Source organism: Methylocella silvestris (assembly GCF_002891535.1).
Lineage (GTDB): Bacteria > Pseudomonadota > Alphaproteobacteria > Rhizobiales > Beijerinckiaceae > Methylocapsa > Methylocapsa silvestris_A.
This window is the reverse complement of record NZ_PDZR01000040.1, coordinates 1-15,279: the sequence shown is the minus strand read 5'-3', so window position 1 is coordinate 15,279 and position 15,279 is coordinate 1. Positions and strand designations below refer to the sequence as shown.

The window sequence follows — 15,279 nt, the reverse complement described above, 5'->3', positions numbered from 1 at the left end:
CGTCTTCCTGACCCGCCAGGACGCGACCACCGCCATTGCCCGCTATATCGACGGCTTCTACAATCCGATCCGGCGCCACTCGGCGCTCGGCTATAGGAGCCCCGCTCAGTTCGAGCGAGCAGCAAACTGACGACCGTTTGCCTCTCCACTAAACCGGGGCAAGTCCAGAGAGCGTCGGCGACGAGCTGAGCCGTCGTCTCGGCCTTCATCGGCCAGCCGACGACACAGCGGGAAAAAAGATCGATCACGGCGGCGACGTAGAGCCAGCCTTCGGCTGTCCGGGCATGGGTGATATCGGCAATCCATTTTTAATTTGGCCGCTCCGCCGTGAATTGGCGATTGAGCACATTTGGCGCGACTGTGGACACGAGGCGCTTACCTTCGTCCTTCGGCAGGGCGCGCCGACGGGGACGAGCCCGCAGACCCTGCCCCCGCACCAGCCGCTCGACTTTGTGCAATTTTGTGCAGTCCGCAACATACGCCGTCGCCAAAACGTCTTCCAGACGCGCCGCCCGTAGGTTCGCGCGCATGCGCCAAAGCTCGACCTCACCTCCGCGTCAACGCTTCTTCCGCCAACGCGCGTACGCTGGGACCTCGTGTGAGCCAGGCGTGAAAGCCAGAACGGGAGACGCCCCGCGCTTCGCCGAGCCATGCCCAACCTTGACCAGACATTTGCCAGATCGAACGGTGGTTCGCGATGAAACCACACTTCAGCGTCATACAGTCCTCCTTCGCTACAGCGATGGGCCCGGGATAGTGATGGTGCTGATCGCGCCCATCGCGTGAGTCCGTTTTTGCTCGTGAGGAACCCTACACCTCCGTCAAGTGCTGAGCCTGCGCAAGTCGCCGCGAATGACGCCGATCAGCGTGCGGACGAGCAGCCCGGCAATGGTCACGCTCGCCAGCGCCAGCAATAGCAGCGCAATCGCATCGGTGATCAAGCCGGGCTCGGCCGCGGCGAAGCGGAGCGCCGCGATCGCCGAAGCGGCGAGCGGGAAGCTCACCGCCCACCACGACACCTTGAACGGGCAGCAGCCGCCTAGCCAGCCGAGCCGGCCGACTAGGATCGCCAGCATGAACAGCGTCAGAACGTAAAGCGACTGCGCGAAAAGGTCGACCTGCCCTGTGGTCGCGACATAGGCCGAGAAGCCGACTGCGAAGGGCGCGACGAGGATAAGCAATGTCGGCTGCAGCGCGTCAGGCATCGGCGGTTCGAAGACGAGACGGGAGAATATCAACGTGAACAGTGGCACGGCGAAGAATAGCCCGACCGCCAGCCCCAGCACCATCACCCCATGCAGCGGCGGCAGGCCGAGCGAGGGGATGGCGAGCGGCAAATCGAGCATGCCGACGACCGGGACGATCCACGCCGGCGTCGCATGGGTAATCTGCTGCCGGTCGCTCATCCAGCGGTTGACGATGATCCAGGCGAACATCAGCATCCCGATCGCGCCGGTGCCCCACATTGCCTGCGCCAGCGGTATGGCGTACGGGGCTATGGCGATCGGCAGAAGCAGCAAGCTGATGAGGAACGTTCCGAACAGATTGCCGGCGATCGGATGGCGGAACTCCGCCCAGACCGCGTCTGGCGCGGTTACCAGCTTCACCGCATAGCCGAGCGTCAGTGCGACGAAAGCCGCAATGGCCATCACGCCGATCGATCCGGCCGCCCAATCCGGCGCGCCGTAGCGGGCGCTTGCCAATCGCCAGGCGACCGAAAGCCCGGTCAGACCCATGACCGAGCCGAACAGGCTGATCGGCAAATAGTCGAGCCGGCGCCAGCCTGCCGAGGCAACCACTGTTTCAGCGCTCCCGCCACGAGCGGCCAGACCAGCGTCCGTTGCCCCCGCGGCTCCCAGCTTGGACACATTGTCTACCATTCGACCGTCTCCCGCCGGCGCTCGCCCCGCGCTCGGCGCGGAGAGGGTTTCGAATTCCGCGATCCTTGCCCGCAGCGGCGCAATCTTTCCTTCGATTTCGGCCATTGTAAAGCGCGGCGTAACGTCCCCGGGGCAGTTCCGTTCTCAGCGTCTGCCGTGACAAGTACAAATAGCTCCAGCGGCCATCGTCTTTTCATTTATCGATATCTCTACGAATACGTCATGCGGGCTAAGGAGGAATTGAGCAGTAGTTTGCCGTAAGTTGTTGTCATGCTCGTTCTGTACCAGCACTGCGCAGGTCCACGATGACGGCTATCTTTCCAAGCGGCGCCTTGCCGGACTTCATATTCTGCAACTCCTCATTTATCTCGCTTGTTGTGCTTCCTATTGTTTTGCCGATATGCGGAACCACGAGCGAATTTTCAGCCCATTCCATCGACAGTTTCATCGCGAGCTGCAAAAGCGATTTTGCCTTGTCGTCCAGCGTCGCCGGATCGGTGTAGAAACGGAGGACATTCGCGTTCGCGTATGCGGCGCCACGTCGTTCCAATATCTCATTCACAGGGCTTTCCGTTACGGCCCTCCGAGTCGTCCGTCCGGGGCCAACACCGAGCACGACCCAAATGCCGCCTCTGGCAACGAGTTCGGCTGTCTGAACAAAGCTGGATTCGCTGTATGTTAGATCAAATACGACATCGACGCCTCGACCGTCTGTGAGGGCCATGACTTTGGCGCCGACGTCATCCTCCCGATAATCCAACACCACATGAGCACCGGATGCGAGCGCAAGCGCCCTCGACTCCGCGTTGCCGCCGCTGCTGATCACGAGCGAGGCTCCAAGGGTGCGCGCCATTTGAACTGCCAGGTGGCCTACGCCACCCCCGCCGCCGGGGATGTAAACGCTGTCACCTTCCTTGACGTGTCCATAGAGCCCGAGAAAGGCAGCCAAAAAACCTATAGGCAAGACTGCGGCGCCACGAAAAGATAAAGAAAACGGCTTCTTGACCGTAAGGTATTCGCGCGCCAGGGCGTAGCCGCCCTCTCCGCCGACCGCCCAGCCGCCATTCCCGTTACAGTCGGCCATGGCAGTGACCTCGTCTCCCACCTTCAAGCCGGTCACATGCGCGCCAGTGGCGACGACTACGCCCGCAATGTCAAAACCTAGAATGACGGGCGGGGTTCTTCCGAAGAAGTTCAGTTCGGCGAGTTTATATTCCAGAGGGTTCAGAGACGATGCGAAGACATGGATGAGCACCTCGTCAATGCCAGGTTTTGGAACAGGGACCCGGATCGCTTGCAGAGGCAGGCCCGCCATTTCTTTTGCATAGCCAACACCATTGAAATATTCAGGAATTTTAGCTTCTATGTTGCTCATGTTTCGCGCTTACCTTTGAGTATCGATTCAGCCGCTGGCGGGACTATCTTCGAATTCTTCACTACTCGCATTCTGCGTATCAGCAGATTTGCCGCGGGCGGCGCCGTGGAGGTCGTTGTTTGACCCTGTCTTATCCAACCCATTATTGTGGCAGCGCGGTCGATGGCGCGTTGCCCTTTGCTTGATGATCAGCAGGCTGTCGATCCGCGGTGAAATGGTTGCCCGCTGCCGTGAGCGGGCCAACCTGCGCCTGCTCAATGGGTGTTGCGCACGAAAGATGCGATCGTCTCCGCGCAAAAAACAGGTTCCTGATGCTGGGGGCCGTGCCCGGCTTGCGGGATCGTCATCAGGTAAAGTGACTTCCACTTGGATGTCAGCGGCAGCCAATTTCCAATCGGGCAGGCGATGTCGTGATCGCCGCTGATTACCAGGACGGGGTTTGCTCCAGAAGAGAGCTTCGCCATTTCCGAGCCATCAGGATCCGGATAGATCGTGGTCCTGTCTTGGGCCTCGCTCAGCAGTTTCAGGAAGACGGTCTCGGCAATCTCTGGCGACCGATCCGATGCACGGCTGGCGATGCGATCGCTCGAAAGGCGCGCGGCCTCCCTGCTCCGTTCAGAATTGGGCTCGAAGAAGAGTATGATTTGATCTTCCAGACCGTTGTGCGGATGCATGGCCGTTTCCATGAACAGACGCTCGCCGCTGACCTCGGGTTTTCCGGGAGGTGCGGTTCCGATTAGGATCGTGTGCGAGATCTTCCCGGGATGGGTGGTAGTGAATTTCTGTGCGACAACGCCACCGAGTGACCAGCCGCCAATAATTACCTTTTCGAAGCCCAGATAGTCGATCAGGTCCTTGGCATCCTTGACCAGGGACGCGCGGTCGTAAGTGGGCGTCCCGGTGGAGGCTCCAAGGCCTGTATAATCGAAGATCACAACCTCGAAATTCTTTGCGAGTTCGTCGAGAAACAATGGATCCCAAGAGTCGAGTGTTCCGCGGAACCTGACGTTCAGAACGAGCGGCGTACCGTTGCCGAATTTTCTGTACGCGATATTCCTATCTCCGAGCTCGGCAAATTTCGTCGGCGTTGTTGAAGCCGATCCGGACATTTTGGCTCTCCTTTAGGCGAAGCTCAACATATCTTGCATGCGTCATATTGCGCAATGCGATCCTGCGGCTGAAATTGCTTCAGAAATCCATTCCAAGCGCAGGTTGGGCGAGTGGTCCTGAATACGGCCATCGAGGGCCGCTATGCCTCAGGCCAATGCGCTTGGGTAGGAAAATGCTTTCGTCATCTTTGTCAACGGCGAAGTAAAAACCAGTCAATGAGCGGCGAGAAAGTTGGCCACTTGTGGCGCGCGCATGGGATGGCCGGCATCGATGATGTAGCCATTGCCGCCGCCAGCCTCCGGCTTTCCCCTTCCGCAAATTCAGCTCAAAAACCGTCGGCAATCGAGGAAAGCCGTAAATCATCAGCGATGGACCGAACCGGCCCTCCTCCTGGCGTCGCGTCATTACAGCTCGTTCCCGGACCACTTGTCCCAAATCGCCTTATATTTGTCCTGCGCCCGGAACCCCCAACCGGCCTAGGCTGGGTTTGTGGTTTTTGCTCGGGACGATGCGCATGGGCACCATTTCAGTGAATGGCGAGACGTATGAGGTCGTCGCCGCCTCCGATACGCCGTTACTTTGGGTTCTACGTGACGAACTCGGGCTGACCGGAACGAAATTCGGCTGCGGCATTGCGCAATGCGGCGTCTGCACCGTCCATGTGGACGGTGTTGCTGTCCGCTCGTGCCAGATGCTCGTGGGCATGGTCGGCCAGCGGGCGATCACCACCATCGAGGGTGTCGGCGATACCCCCGTCGGAGCCAGGGTCCAGAAGGCGTGGCTCGATCTCGAGGTCGTCCAGTGCGGCTATTGCCAGCCCGGACAGATCATGGCCGCCACCGCACTGCTCGCGGCCAATCCCGATCCCGACGATGGCGCGATCGACGCCGCGATGGCCGGCAATCTCTGCCGCTGCGGAACCTATGTCCGCATTCGCGAGGGGATCAAGCATGCTGCACGACCGTGAGGAACAACGGGGCGGTACGCTCTCGCGGCGCTCCGTTCTGCGCGGCGGGGCCGCCGTACTCGGCGGCCTCGTTCTCGGCATCGCGTTGCCGGCGAAGAGAGCACGGGCGGGCGAACCGCAGGCTGCCGGCGCCGCGCTGAACGCGTTCGTCCACATCCCGGCGCAGGGGCCCGTATCGCTCGTCATGCCCGCCGTCGAGATGGGGCAGGGCGTCTACACCTCGCAGGCCATGTGCCTAGCCGAAGAACTCGACATCGGGCTCGACCAGATCGAAGCGATCCACGCGCCGCCGGATCGGGAGCACTACGGCCACCCGACCTTCTACGTTCAGGCGACCGGCGGTTCCACCACCACCATGGCTTGGAGTGAGCCACTGCGCAAGGCCGGCGCGACCGCGCGTGCGATGCTCGTGTCGGCAGCCGCCGCCGAATGGAGCGTGCCGGCTTCTGAACTGGTGACGGAGCGCGGCGTCATAACCCATCCCGGCAGCGGGCGAAGGCTACGCTACGGCGACGTTGCGGACCGCGCCGGCCAGTTCCCGCCACCCACCGACGTCCCGCTCAAGTCGCCAGACCAGTTCCGGCTGATCGGCACCCGCGCCCGGCGCATCGACACGCCCGCCAAGGTCGTCGGCAAGACGGTCTACGGCATCGACGTGATCCGGCCCGGCATGAAGTTCGCCGCGCTGATGGCGGCGCCGGTGCTCGGCGGCAAGGTCGAGCATGTCGACGAGGCGCCTGCGCTGGCCATGCCCGGTGTGAGGCAGGTGGTGGTGCTGGAGGACATCGTCGCGGTTGTTGGGGACAATACGTGGATCGCGGAACAGGGCTTGCGGGCCCTTGATATCATGTGGTCGCCCGGCCCCAATGCCGCGTTAGATCAGGCGCAATTGTGGGCGGATACCGAGAAGGCGTCGACCGGACCGGGCGTTGCCGTCCGCAAGGAGGGCGACGCACCGGGCAAGCTCGGGACGGGCGTACTTTTCGATGCAACCTACGAGCTGCCCTTCCTCGCGCATACCTCCATGGAGACGCAGAATTGCACGGTGCATGTGCATGACGGCGGCTGTGAGATCTGGGTCGGGACGCAGGTGCCGGGCTACGCTCAAGCCGGCGCGGCTCAGGTGCTCGGCGTCTCCCCCGACAAGGTCACCGTCTACAACCACCTGATCGGTGGCGGATTCGGCGGACGGCTCGAGGCCGCTCCAATCGTCACGGCGACACGCATCGCGCAGAAGGTGTCGGGACCAGTCAAGGTGATCTGGTCGCGCGAGCAGGACATCCGGCAGGACATGTTCCGGCCGCTCTATCACAACCGGCTGAAGGCTCGGGTCGAGAGTGGCCGTATCATTGCTTGGCAGCATCGCGTGACGGGTCCGTCCATCCTGGCCCGCTGGCTGCCTCCGGCCTTCAAGGACGGCGTCGACAGCGATGCGATCGACGGCGCCGCCGAACCGCCCTATGCGCTCGGCGAGATGCTGGTCGAGTATATCCGCCACGAGAACGCGGTGCCGTTTTCCTTCTGGCGCGGCGTTGGCCCGAACAGCACTGTCTTCTCCGTCGAGAGCTTCCTGGATCTGATCGCAGGCAAGACCGGCGCCGATCCGGTGGCGTTCCGGTGCCTGATGCTGGAGAAAACCCCTCGGGCCCGCGCCGTGCTGGACGCTGCCGCCGCGAAGGCCGGCTGGGGCAAGCCTCTCGATCCATCTCCTTTCGGGGCGCGGAGGGGGCGCGGCGTGGCGCTGATGCATGCCTTCGGCAGCCACCTTGCCTGCGTCGCCGACGTCGCGGTGACGGATGGCGGCGACGTGCGCGTCACCAAGGTCGTCGTGGCGGCGGATGTCGGCCGCGTCATCAATCCCGACACGGTGGTCGCCCAGATTCAGGGCGGTGTGGTCTTCGGGGTCGCGACGGTGCTGCACAATCGGATCACCTTTGCCGGCGGGCGCGTCGAACAGACGAATTTCAACGATTATCGGCTGTTGCGAATCAACGAGATGCCCACGATCGAGGTTGATCTGCTGTCAAGTTCCGAGAAGTCCGGCGGCATCGGCGAACCCGGCACCGTCATTGTCCAGCCGGCCGTGGCCAATGCGGTCTTCGCCGCAACCGGCGTCCAGCTCACGCGCATGCCGCTCGATGCCTCGCTCATTGCCCGGACGGTCTGATTCATGAAGCGGAAACTCCTTCTCTCCCTCGCCGCACTGGTCGTCGTCGCAGGCGCCGCCGCGCTCGGCGTTGTGGGTTGGATGGCGCTCCAGCCCGGGCCCTATGCCTTCGCAGGAGGATCGACCGTCCCGCTCACCGCCTATCAGGGCCCCTCGCCGACCGGCGCGCCTGCGGAATTCGCCGGCGTCGACGCCGCTAAGGGCGCGGCCTATATCACCGCCATGGCCGACTGTCAGGCGTGCCACACGGCTCCGGGCGGCAAGCCCTTTGCCGGGGGGCGAGCTTTCGTGTTGCCCTTCGGCACGATCTACACACCGAACCTGACTGCGGATCCCGAAACCGGGATCGGCAACTGGACGGACGCCCAATTCCTCGATGCCGTGCACCGCGGCATCGCGCCGGACGGCTCGCACTATTATCCTGCCTTCCCCTACCCCTCCTACACCATGCTGAGCGATGAGGACGTTCTGGCGATCAAGGCGCATCTGTTCTCCTTGCCGCCGGTGAAGCAGGCCAACAAGCCGAACACCTTCGGATTTCCGTATAACCAGCGCTGGCTGATGGCGATCTGGTCGGCGCTGTTCAACCCGAACGAGCGCTTCCGACCGGCGCCGGAGAAATCGCCGGAGTGGAACCGCGGCGCCTATCTCGTTGAGGCCGCGGGCCACTGCGGTGAGTGCCATACGCCACGCAACCTCATGCAGGCGCTCGACCAGCGCCGCAAGTTCGGCGGCGCCACTGGCGAGGGCTGGAACGCCTACAATATTTCCACAGACAAGGTCAGCGGCGTCGGTGACTGGCGGCCCGACGAACTCGCTGCCTATCTCTCGACCGGGCACGCTCGCGGCCGCGGCGTCGCCTCCGGTCCGATGGGCGAGGCGGTCGAACTCAGCCTCTCGCAGCTCACTGGCGCGGATATCGGCGCCATCGTCACCTATCTGCGCAGCGTTCCCCCCGTGAAGGGCGATCTCCCGGCGCCGGCGGGGCCGGCGCCCGCGACGCCGCAGATCGCCGCAATCGACAATCCGGTCGGCAAGCGCATCGTCGAAGGCAATTGCGCGAGCTGCCACGCCTGGACCGGCGCCGGCGCGGCACGCGAGGAGGCGCAGCTGACCGGCGTACGAGCCGTTAACGATCCCAGCGGCGCGAATGTGGCCCTGATGATCCTTCACGGGTCGGGAGCAGCGACGGCCCGCCGGCCCTACATGCCGGGTTTCGGCAAGGTCTATTCGAACGACGAGATCGCGGCGGTGACCAATTATGTCACCGCCCGCTTCGGAGCCCAGCCCTCCAGGCTAATGGCCGCCGACATCGCCCGGCTCCGCGATGCGAACTGAGGAGAGCGGCGTCGATGGGCGGTCCTGGCTGCCTGTGAAGTCCCCCGAACGGCAACACGGTCACCCTCTATCGCTCGCCGGCTCGGCGTCCATCATCGCCGTCGGGATGGATAGTCGCAATTCTCGGCGCTTCTTGAGCTCGAACCTCGTTCTGATCGCATCAAACGAGCCCTCATTTTTGCCAAGGAGAATCTCCGTGATCCACTGACGGTCGAAGAACTCGCCGATGCGGCAAGCCCGAGACAGTTCTCACGCCTGTTGCGGGAGCAAACCTGACAGTCTCCTGCAAAAGCAGTCGAGCGGGTGCGTCTCGAGGCCGCGACAGTGATGCTGGAAGAGGGGCGACACCCCATGGATACTGTCGCGCGCGATACCGGCTTTGCCGATCGCGACTGGGTGCGGCGGGCTTTCCTGCGCTTTTTCGGTCATCCCCCACAGACCGTCCGGCGCAACCTTCGTCCAACCGACCGGCAGGACGCTGCCGAGGTCGGCGCTCGACGTCGGAAATGATGAGCTTATCCACAATCGTCGCGTGGACGAACTGATCTCACGGAGCAATGACCCGAATTGCCATTTTCTTGACATGGCAGGCCCTGAGTCACGGGCCTAGCCTCCCTCGATCGAATTCGGTTGCGTTCGGGAGCCAGGCATGGCCGTGAATTCTGGGATCAAGTCGCTCTGCACGTCATTCGGACGACTGGCATGGCGCGAGGACGGTACTCCCGGCGGCGTGCCCCTCCTCCTGCTTCAGCGGTTTCGCGGCACCATGGATGACTGGGATCCCGCTTTCATCGACGAAATCTGCAAGGACAGAAGGATCATCCGTTTCGACAGCGCCGGGATCGGCCGGTCGGAAGGCGCGGTTCCCGATACGATCGCCGGCCATGCCGCAGTGGCCGCCGAGTTCATCCGTGGTTTGAACCTCGCTCAGGTCGATATTCTGGGGTGGTCCCTGGGCGGGGTAGTTGCCCAGCAATTCGCACTCGACTTTCCTCGCCTGGTACGCAGGCTCATCGTTGCAGGATCGAGCCCCGGAGCCGTGATGGAAGGACCGCAGCAGCATCCGCGCGTGCCCCAGATAATGACGAAGCCGGAAAATGATGAGGACGATTTCCTCTTCTATCCGGAGACTGAGAGCGCTGTTGCTGCCGGTCGCGCCTCCCTCGCGCGGCTGGCATCGATGCCCGAGCGCGGGCCGGAGGTCGGCGCCGCGAGCTTGATGGGGCAGATTGAGGCTATATCGAGCTGGCCCGGAGTGCTGCACCGCGCCAGAGAGTTGCGGTTGCCGATGCTGGTCGCGAACGGCGCCCACGACGTGATGTTACCGACCTATCGTTCCTACGTGCTGGCCCAGCAGGCGACGGACGCCAAGCTGGTCCTCTATCCTGATGCCGGCCACGCCTTTCTTTTCCAGTACATCGACGATTTCGCGGCCGAAATCGACCGTTTCCTCGAAGGCTGAACCTTGCCCCCGGCGCAATGCGATCGCGTGAACCCGCGAACGCAGAACGGCTCCCCGCGCACGTGTCGGCCCCGGCATCGCCTCGGCCGTCATGGCTGAAATAGACGTATATATGACGTTTCAGATATCTATTCCCTGCGCGAGGGTCGCCTCCGCGCGGCGCAGAGCATGCCCGCCCTCGGCGACAACACTCAGGTGATCATCATGCAGATGACTGGCAACACGATTTTTATCACGGGCGGCACGTCCGGCATCGGCAAGGGTCTGGCGGAAGCCTTTCACAGGCTCGGCAATAAGGTCATCGTCGCGGGCCGGCGCAAGGCATTGCTGGACTCCGTCGCCGCAGAAAACCCCGGCATCGACGGCGTCGAACTCGACATCGCCGATCCCGAGGACATATCCCGCGTGGCTGCCCGCCTGACGGAAAGCTATCCGTCGCTGAACGTGCTGATCAACAATGCAGGCATCATGCCCTTCGATGACGCCGGCGGGACGATCAACGATGCTGTATCCAGGAAGCTCATCGACACCAATCTGCTCGGGCCGATCCGGCTCACCTCGGCACTGATCGAGCACCTCAAGAAGCAGCCTCGGGCGACCGTGATCCACAACACCTCCGTGTTGGCATATGTGCCCTTGGCGACGACGGCCGTCTATTCGGCCACCAAGGCCGCACTCCATTCCTACGCGATGTCGCAGCGCTTCATGCTGCGTGACACAAGCGTCACGGTGCAGGAAATCGCTCCGCCATGGGTCGACACGGACCTCGTCAAGAAGAGCGGCGATCCGCGCGCCATGCCTCTCGACATGTTCATCGAGAAAACCATGGCCGGCCTCGCCACCAGCGCGGAGGAGGTGATCGTCGACGAGATCAGGGCGCTCCGGGACAATCCCGGCAGTGGCGAGCACAAACTCGTCCATGGTTTCAATCTTGGACTGGTCGCCAACCCCATTCCAGTCTGAACCGGAGAAGCGCCGCCGCGCCAGCACGGCATTGCGGCACTCGCGGGATTCGGAGCAATTTCGATGATCCAGGAAAAGCCTCCATTTCCCGCGGCTGTTGCACCTACTCCACCCATCGGCGCGCCGCGGGCAGGATCGGGATCTCTTCTCCCGCCGGCGTTCCTCGCGCTCGGCACCTTCGCCATCGGAACCGAAGGGTTCATGATCGCGCCGCTTCTCCCGACCATCGCCAATGATCTAGGAATGAGCCTGTCGGCGACGGCGTTGCTTGTCGTCGTTTTCACACTCGTCCTGGCGGTGAGCTCGCCCATATCCACTGTTCTTACCGCGCGCATGAGGCGACGCGACACGCTTCTGCTCGCCATGGCGATCTTCACCGCCGGCAACCTCCTCGCGGCGCACTCCTCATCCTTCGCGACGCTGATGCTCGCCCGCGTCATGATGGCTGTGGCCTCGGGACTCTACATTCCGGGGGCGAACTCGCTGGCGGGGGTCATCGTCCCGGCGAGCCGGCGCGGACGCGCGCTCGCCATCGTCAGCGGCGGCATGACGATCGCAATCGCGCTCGGCCTGCCACTCGGCACCGTCGTCGGACATGCGTTCGGCTGGCGGACGACGTTTCTGGCCGTAGCCATGATGGGACTTGTCGCCATCATCGGAATTCGACTTGGCATCCGGTCTGATACCGGCTCCGCGGTCCCGGTCGCGAGCTTCTCGCAGAGGATCCGGGTCGTGCGGCGCCCCGCGATCCTTCGCCTCCTCGGCGTCAGCCTGTTCTGGGCGATCGGCGCCTTCACCGCCTATCCCTACATTGCCCCCTACCTGAAGGCCGTGCTGGATTTCGGACCCGGAGGCACCAGCGCGACGGTCTCGATGTGGGGCATCGCCGCCGCGATCGGCGTGACCGTCGGCGGCACGCTGAACGATCGTTTCGGATCGGACCGGGTTGTGCTGGGGTCCCTGATCGCCCTGTCCATCGCCTTCGCCGTATTGGCGGCCGCGACGCTGCTGTCTCCGGCCGACGCGCTCGCTGTCGCCCTCGCTGCCGTCGTCGTCTGGGGGTTCAGCGTCTGGTCGTTGTTCCCCGCCCAGATGGCGCGGCTGATCGCGGCTGGTCCGGCCTCCGAGGCGTCCATCGCGCTCGCGCTCAACACCTCGACCATGTATCTCGGCTTTTCCATCGGCTCGGCGATCGGCGCCGGCATCATCGGAACGGGCGGCATCTGGCCGATCGGCGTTGTGGCGGCGCTTGCCGAATTGGTGGCCATCGCACTCGACCGGCGCCGGGCAGCCCATGCAGCCCCGATGCGGACCGATGACGAAGCCGCGTAAGCGGAACAATTCGCGGTTCAGCCGAGACGGATATCTGACAGGTCGATCGACACGACCAGCGGCTCGGCCAGGGAGGAGCCGTCGGGCTGGCGCGGATAGATGCGCCGCGCAGTCGGGAACAGGAGCCCCTGCGCCTCGACGTAGCCGTCGACATAGTGGGCGCCGGGGGTATTGCCGGCAATCTCGACATTGTAGTCGTGGCGCTTCAGCAGGCCGACATCGTCGATGTAGAGCGTCTGGAGGGTGCTGTGCGTGGCGATTCCCGGCGGGAACGTCACGTCGAGGCGCTGCCAGGTTTCACCGTTCTCCCGCCATTCGCCGGCGGGGCGGCTGATGACGCCCGGCGAAGCCAGGAGAAACGGCATGTTGAGATAGGTCCACATGGCAATGCCGGTTAACAAGTGAGGGGCATCCCGCGCCAGTTGCTGCGCCACGACACCGCCGAGCGACCAGCCGAGGACATCGGCATGTTTGAAGCCCAGCCGGCCGATCACCTCAGCCGCCGCTGCAGCCATTCCGGCAATCGTTTCGGGCATGCGGCCTTCGGATCGGCCAATGCCTGCGCTGTCGAGGCAGATGGCGCGCCGGTCGGCCGATATGGCCTTGATCAATGCCGGATCCCAATCGTCCACTGTTCCGCTAAAACGCTGCAGCAGGATCAGGGGGATGCCGCCATCGGGTCCGTCCTCCCTGATGGCAAGGCGGCCGTGGCTGGTATCCAGCCGGCCGTTACCTGAAGTCTGCTCCATGTCATTTCTCCACTCTGTGGGAATGGAGGGAGGTTAGCGTGTGGAACGATCGACTGAAGCGACATAGATACGGCAAATCCGGTCACGCCGCTGTGCTGTCTTCCATCAATTTGAGGCTGCGCTTCAGGCTGGCTGGCGGCTGGCCGCAGCTGCGCAGGAAGGCACGGCGCATCCGGTCGCGGTCGCCAAAGCCGGTATCGCGGGCCACGATGTCCATCGGATGCCGCCCCTCTTCAAGCATCACGCGTGCAGCCTCGAGGCGCAGCATCTCGATGGCCTTGGCGGGCGACTGTCCGGTCTCCTCGCGAAACACCCGGCTGAACTGACGGGGCGACAGGCTGGCTGCTTCGGCCAGTTCCTCGACCGAGAGAGGTTTACGAAGGTTCTCGCGGGCATAGGTCAGCGCGCGCTGCACCCGGTCGGATCGGGGCTCCAGTTCCAGCAGGGCCGAGAATTGCGACTGACCACCGGGGCGGCGATGGTAAACGACCAGCCTGCGGGCGATAGAGCGCGAGAGCGCCGACCCGTGATCCTCCTCGATCAGCGCCAGCGTAAGGTCGATGGCCGAGGACATTCCGGCCGACGTCCAGATATTGCCGTCGCGGATGAAGATGCGGTCATCATCCACGGTGACTTTGGGAAATCGAGACCTAAGGTTCAGCGCATGAGCCCAGTGGGTGGTGGCCGTGCGACCGTCAAGTAGACCAGCTTCGGCCAGCAGGAATGCGCCTGTGCAGACGCCGGCAACCCGTCGTGCCTCGTTCCCGGCGCGCGCAATATAGTCACGCAACCCCGGAGAGATGGGGGAGGGTATGAGCGCCCCCGCAACCATCAGCGTATCGGGCATGACGCCGAGGGCCACGGTCTCGATCGCCGTGTGCATAGAGGACCGGATAGTTCCGCCACGCTCGGACAGCACGGTCAGCTGATATCCTTCGTTACCGAGTTCGGTATTGGCGAGTTCGAAAGCCGAAAGCGCCGCCAGCGCCATCAATTGGAACCCGTCCTCAAGAATCAGACCAACCTGCCGCATAGCATATCTTTCCCAAATTGACGCTAAAGACTATTCGGTCGCTTTTATTCTGCAAATGCTATTCGCGCCATGGCAGGTAATGATCGCTTCGGCGCGCTCCAGGCGCTTCTTCAAGCGGACATTGTCTTGCTGTGAACGGGCAAGTTCCGCCGCTAAGGGGTTTAGCACGGCGGTTTCGGGCCGCGCCCGGCAGGGCTTGGCGCTTCGAAGACGCCGGAGGCGCGCTGACGCCGCCAGTCCGTCAGGGACGACGAGTAAAGCTCCTCGCGGCGCACGATCGCGCCGATCGCCCCGGAGACGCCCGCGGCGCGGTCCGCCTCAGCAAGGAAACGCAATTTGTCTTGCGCCGTGAACGTGACGGCGGGGGACGCTCCGAAATTTCGGGCGACGCAGCCGCCGGCGCTGAAACGATCGTCAGACTTCGGCCTTCCTCCTTATCAGCGCCACCGTCCGCAAGCGTCTTGCTGTCTTTGTTTGCGGCATAACCATCGGATGTTTGACCTACGCCCTCAAGGCTAAACTTCCGGCGGGCCTCCCTGAAGCAAATCGCCGACGGAGCCAAGCCGCTTTAACCGTCAGCGCGCGCGTCTCGTTCATTTCGTCCATAACGATGTGCGCGCGACCCAGGAAGAAGATTGGCGCGGCCTTCGTCGCTGATCTGATACGATGAGGTGACAGCAGCTCGGGAACGCGCAGCGGAAATCGCAGACGACGCCCGTTTCCCTGTCAAAAAATCGGACCCCAGCAGCCGGTTCTCACAATTCGGAGCATGAATTGGGCTCTGACGCACTCTTGGTGCAGCTGTCGATCAACATGCGCCGATAAGGCGGGCTTCGAGCAGATCGAGTTTTGCCCGTCCGTACATTTGGCGCTTCACGAGCTTCAGCTTTGTGATCTGGCCTT

At 63.2% G+C, this 15,279-nt stretch carries 12 protein-coding genes and 3 pseudogenes; 8 read left to right on the top strand and 7 right to left on the bottom strand.

The genetic code is table 11. The features are described from left to right. Nucleotides 1-130: IS3 family transposase (locus CR492_RS19620; protein WP_146030260.1), on the top strand; the 130-nt coding region annotated here is incomplete at its 5' end. A 43-nt stretch (nucleotides 131-173) separates the two neighbouring features. Here the strand turns inward: CR492_RS19620 and CR492_RS21550 are convergent. The 4 genes and pseudogenes from CR492_RS21550 to CR492_RS19595 all read right to left on the bottom strand — a co-directional run. After that, a pseudogene (locus CR492_RS21550) lies at nucleotides 174-302 on the bottom strand (DDE-type integrase/transposase/recombinase); the annotation flags it as partial. Nucleotides 303-821: 519 nt separating this feature from the next. After that, nucleotides 822-1,799 (bottom strand): SLAC1 anion channel family protein, encoded by a 978-nt coding sequence (locus CR492_RS19605; protein ID WP_348626735.1) that lies wholly within the window; start codon nucleotides 1,797-1,799, stop codon nucleotides 822-824. A 349-nt stretch (nucleotides 1,800-2,148) separates the two neighbouring features. Further along, the gene (locus tag CR492_RS19600; protein WP_102845406.1) at nucleotides 2,149-3,255 is read right to left on the bottom strand and encodes a quinone oxidoreductase family protein; all 1,107 of its coding nucleotides are present in this window, start codon (nucleotides 3,253-3,255) and stop codon (nucleotides 2,149-2,151) included. A 254-nt stretch (nucleotides 3,256-3,509) separates the two neighbouring features. Beyond that, a complete protein-coding gene (locus CR492_RS19595) occupies nucleotides 3,510-4,364 on the bottom strand; it encodes an alpha/beta fold hydrolase (protein WP_102845405.1) in 855 nt (284 codons plus the stop codon). Between the two features lie 515 nt (nucleotides 4,365-4,879). Between CR492_RS19595 and CR492_RS19590 the strand changes: the two genes are divergently transcribed. The 7 genes and pseudogenes from CR492_RS19590 (at nucleotide 4,880) to CR492_RS19560 (ending at nucleotide 12,594) form a co-directional block, all read left to right on the top strand. Further along, a complete protein-coding gene (locus CR492_RS19590; protein WP_180982640.1) occupies nucleotides 4,880-5,332 on the top strand; it encodes a (2Fe-2S)-binding protein in 453 nt (150 codons plus the stop codon). Next, nucleotides 5,316-7,499, top strand: coding sequence for a xanthine dehydrogenase family protein molybdopterin-binding subunit (locus CR492_RS19585; RefSeq protein WP_102845404.1), 2,184 nt, complete (start codon nucleotides 5,316-5,318; stop codon nucleotides 7,497-7,499). The genes CR492_RS19590 and CR492_RS19585 overlap by 17 nt, the downstream gene beginning before the upstream one ends. A gap of 3 nt (nucleotides 7,500-7,502) precedes the next feature. Then, nucleotides 7,503-8,837, top strand: a complete 1,335-nt coding sequence (locus tag CR492_RS19580) for a c-type cytochrome (protein ID WP_102845403.1) — start codon at nucleotides 7,503-7,505, stop codon at nucleotides 8,835-8,837. A gap of 24 nt (nucleotides 8,838-8,861) precedes the next feature. Continuing rightward, a pseudogene (locus CR492_RS19575) lies at nucleotides 8,862-9,347 on the top strand (helix-turn-helix domain-containing protein); the annotation flags it as partial. Nucleotides 9,348-9,486: 139 nt separating this feature from the next. After that, nucleotides 9,487-10,299 carry an alpha/beta fold hydrolase gene (locus tag CR492_RS19570; RefSeq protein WP_102845402.1) on the top strand — a complete coding sequence of 271 codons (813 nt, stop codon included), beginning with the start codon at nucleotides 9,487-9,489 and terminating at the stop codon, nucleotides 10,297-10,299. A 204-nt stretch (nucleotides 10,300-10,503) separates the two neighbouring features. Next, nucleotides 10,504-11,262 carry an SDR family oxidoreductase gene (locus CR492_RS19565; RefSeq protein ID WP_102845408.1) on the top strand — a complete coding sequence of 253 codons (759 nt, stop codon included), beginning with the start codon at nucleotides 10,504-10,506 and terminating at the stop codon, nucleotides 11,260-11,262. 63 nt (nucleotides 11,263-11,325) lie between these two features. After that, nucleotides 11,326-12,594, top strand: coding sequence for an MFS transporter (locus tag CR492_RS19560; RefSeq protein WP_102845401.1), 1,269 nt, complete (start codon nucleotides 11,326-11,328; stop codon nucleotides 12,592-12,594). A gap of 17 nt (nucleotides 12,595-12,611) precedes the next feature. Here the strand turns inward: CR492_RS19560 and CR492_RS20610 are convergent, their stop codons facing one another. The 3 genes and pseudogenes from CR492_RS20610 to CR492_RS21260 all read right to left on the bottom strand — a co-directional run. After that, nucleotides 12,612-13,343 (bottom strand): alpha/beta fold hydrolase, encoded by a 732-nt coding sequence (locus CR492_RS20610; RefSeq protein WP_146030343.1) that lies wholly within the window; start codon nucleotides 13,341-13,343, stop codon nucleotides 12,612-12,614. Between the two features lie 82 nt (nucleotides 13,344-13,425). Continuing rightward, entirely contained in the window at nucleotides 13,426-14,376 is a 951-nt protein-coding gene (locus CR492_RS19545) for a GlxA family transcriptional regulator (RefSeq protein WP_102845400.1), read from the bottom strand. A 78-nt stretch (nucleotides 14,377-14,454) separates the two neighbouring features. Continuing rightward, nucleotides 14,455-14,785, bottom strand: a pseudogene (locus tag CR492_RS21260) (IS3 family transposase); the annotation flags it as partial. Nucleotides 14,786-15,279 lie beyond the last annotated feature (494 nt).

Excerpts from the sequence above, each read along its gene's own strand:
- CR492_RS19545 (WP_102845400.1), bottom strand. The coding sequence starts at position 14,376 with ATGCGGCAGGTTGGTCTGATTCTTGAGGACGGGTTCCAATTGATGGCG.
- CR492_RS19570 (WP_102845402.1), top strand. The coding sequence starts at position 9,487 with ATGGCCGTGAATTCTGGGATCAAGTCGCTCTGCACGTCATTCGGACGA.
- CR492_RS19585 (WP_102845404.1), top strand. The coding sequence starts at position 5,316 with ATGCTGCACGACCGTGAGGAACAACGGGGCGGTACGCTCTCGCGGCGC.
- CR492_RS19595 (WP_102845405.1), bottom strand. The coding sequence starts at position 4,364 with ATGTCCGGATCGGCTTCAACAACGCCGACGAAATTTGCCGAGCTCGGA.
- CR492_RS19590 (WP_180982640.1), top strand. The coding sequence starts at position 4,880 with ATGGGCACCATTTCAGTGAATGGCGAGACGTATGAGGTCGTCGCCGCC.
- CR492_RS19600 (WP_102845406.1), bottom strand. The coding sequence starts at position 3,255 with ATGAGCAACATAGAAGCTAAAATTCCTGAATATTTCAATGGTGTTGGC.
- CR492_RS19565 (WP_102845408.1), top strand. The coding sequence starts at position 10,504 with ATGCAGATGACTGGCAACACGATTTTTATCACGGGCGGCACGTCCGGC.
- CR492_RS20610 (WP_146030343.1), bottom strand. The coding sequence starts at position 13,343 with ATGGAGCAGACTTCAGGTAACGGCCGGCTGGATACCAGCCACGGCCGC.
- CR492_RS19580 (WP_102845403.1), top strand. The coding sequence starts at position 7,503 with ATGAAGCGGAAACTCCTTCTCTCCCTCGCCGCACTGGTCGTCGTCGCA.
- CR492_RS19560 (WP_102845401.1), top strand. The coding sequence starts at position 11,326 with ATGATCCAGGAAAAGCCTCCATTTCCCGCGGCTGTTGCACCTACTCCA.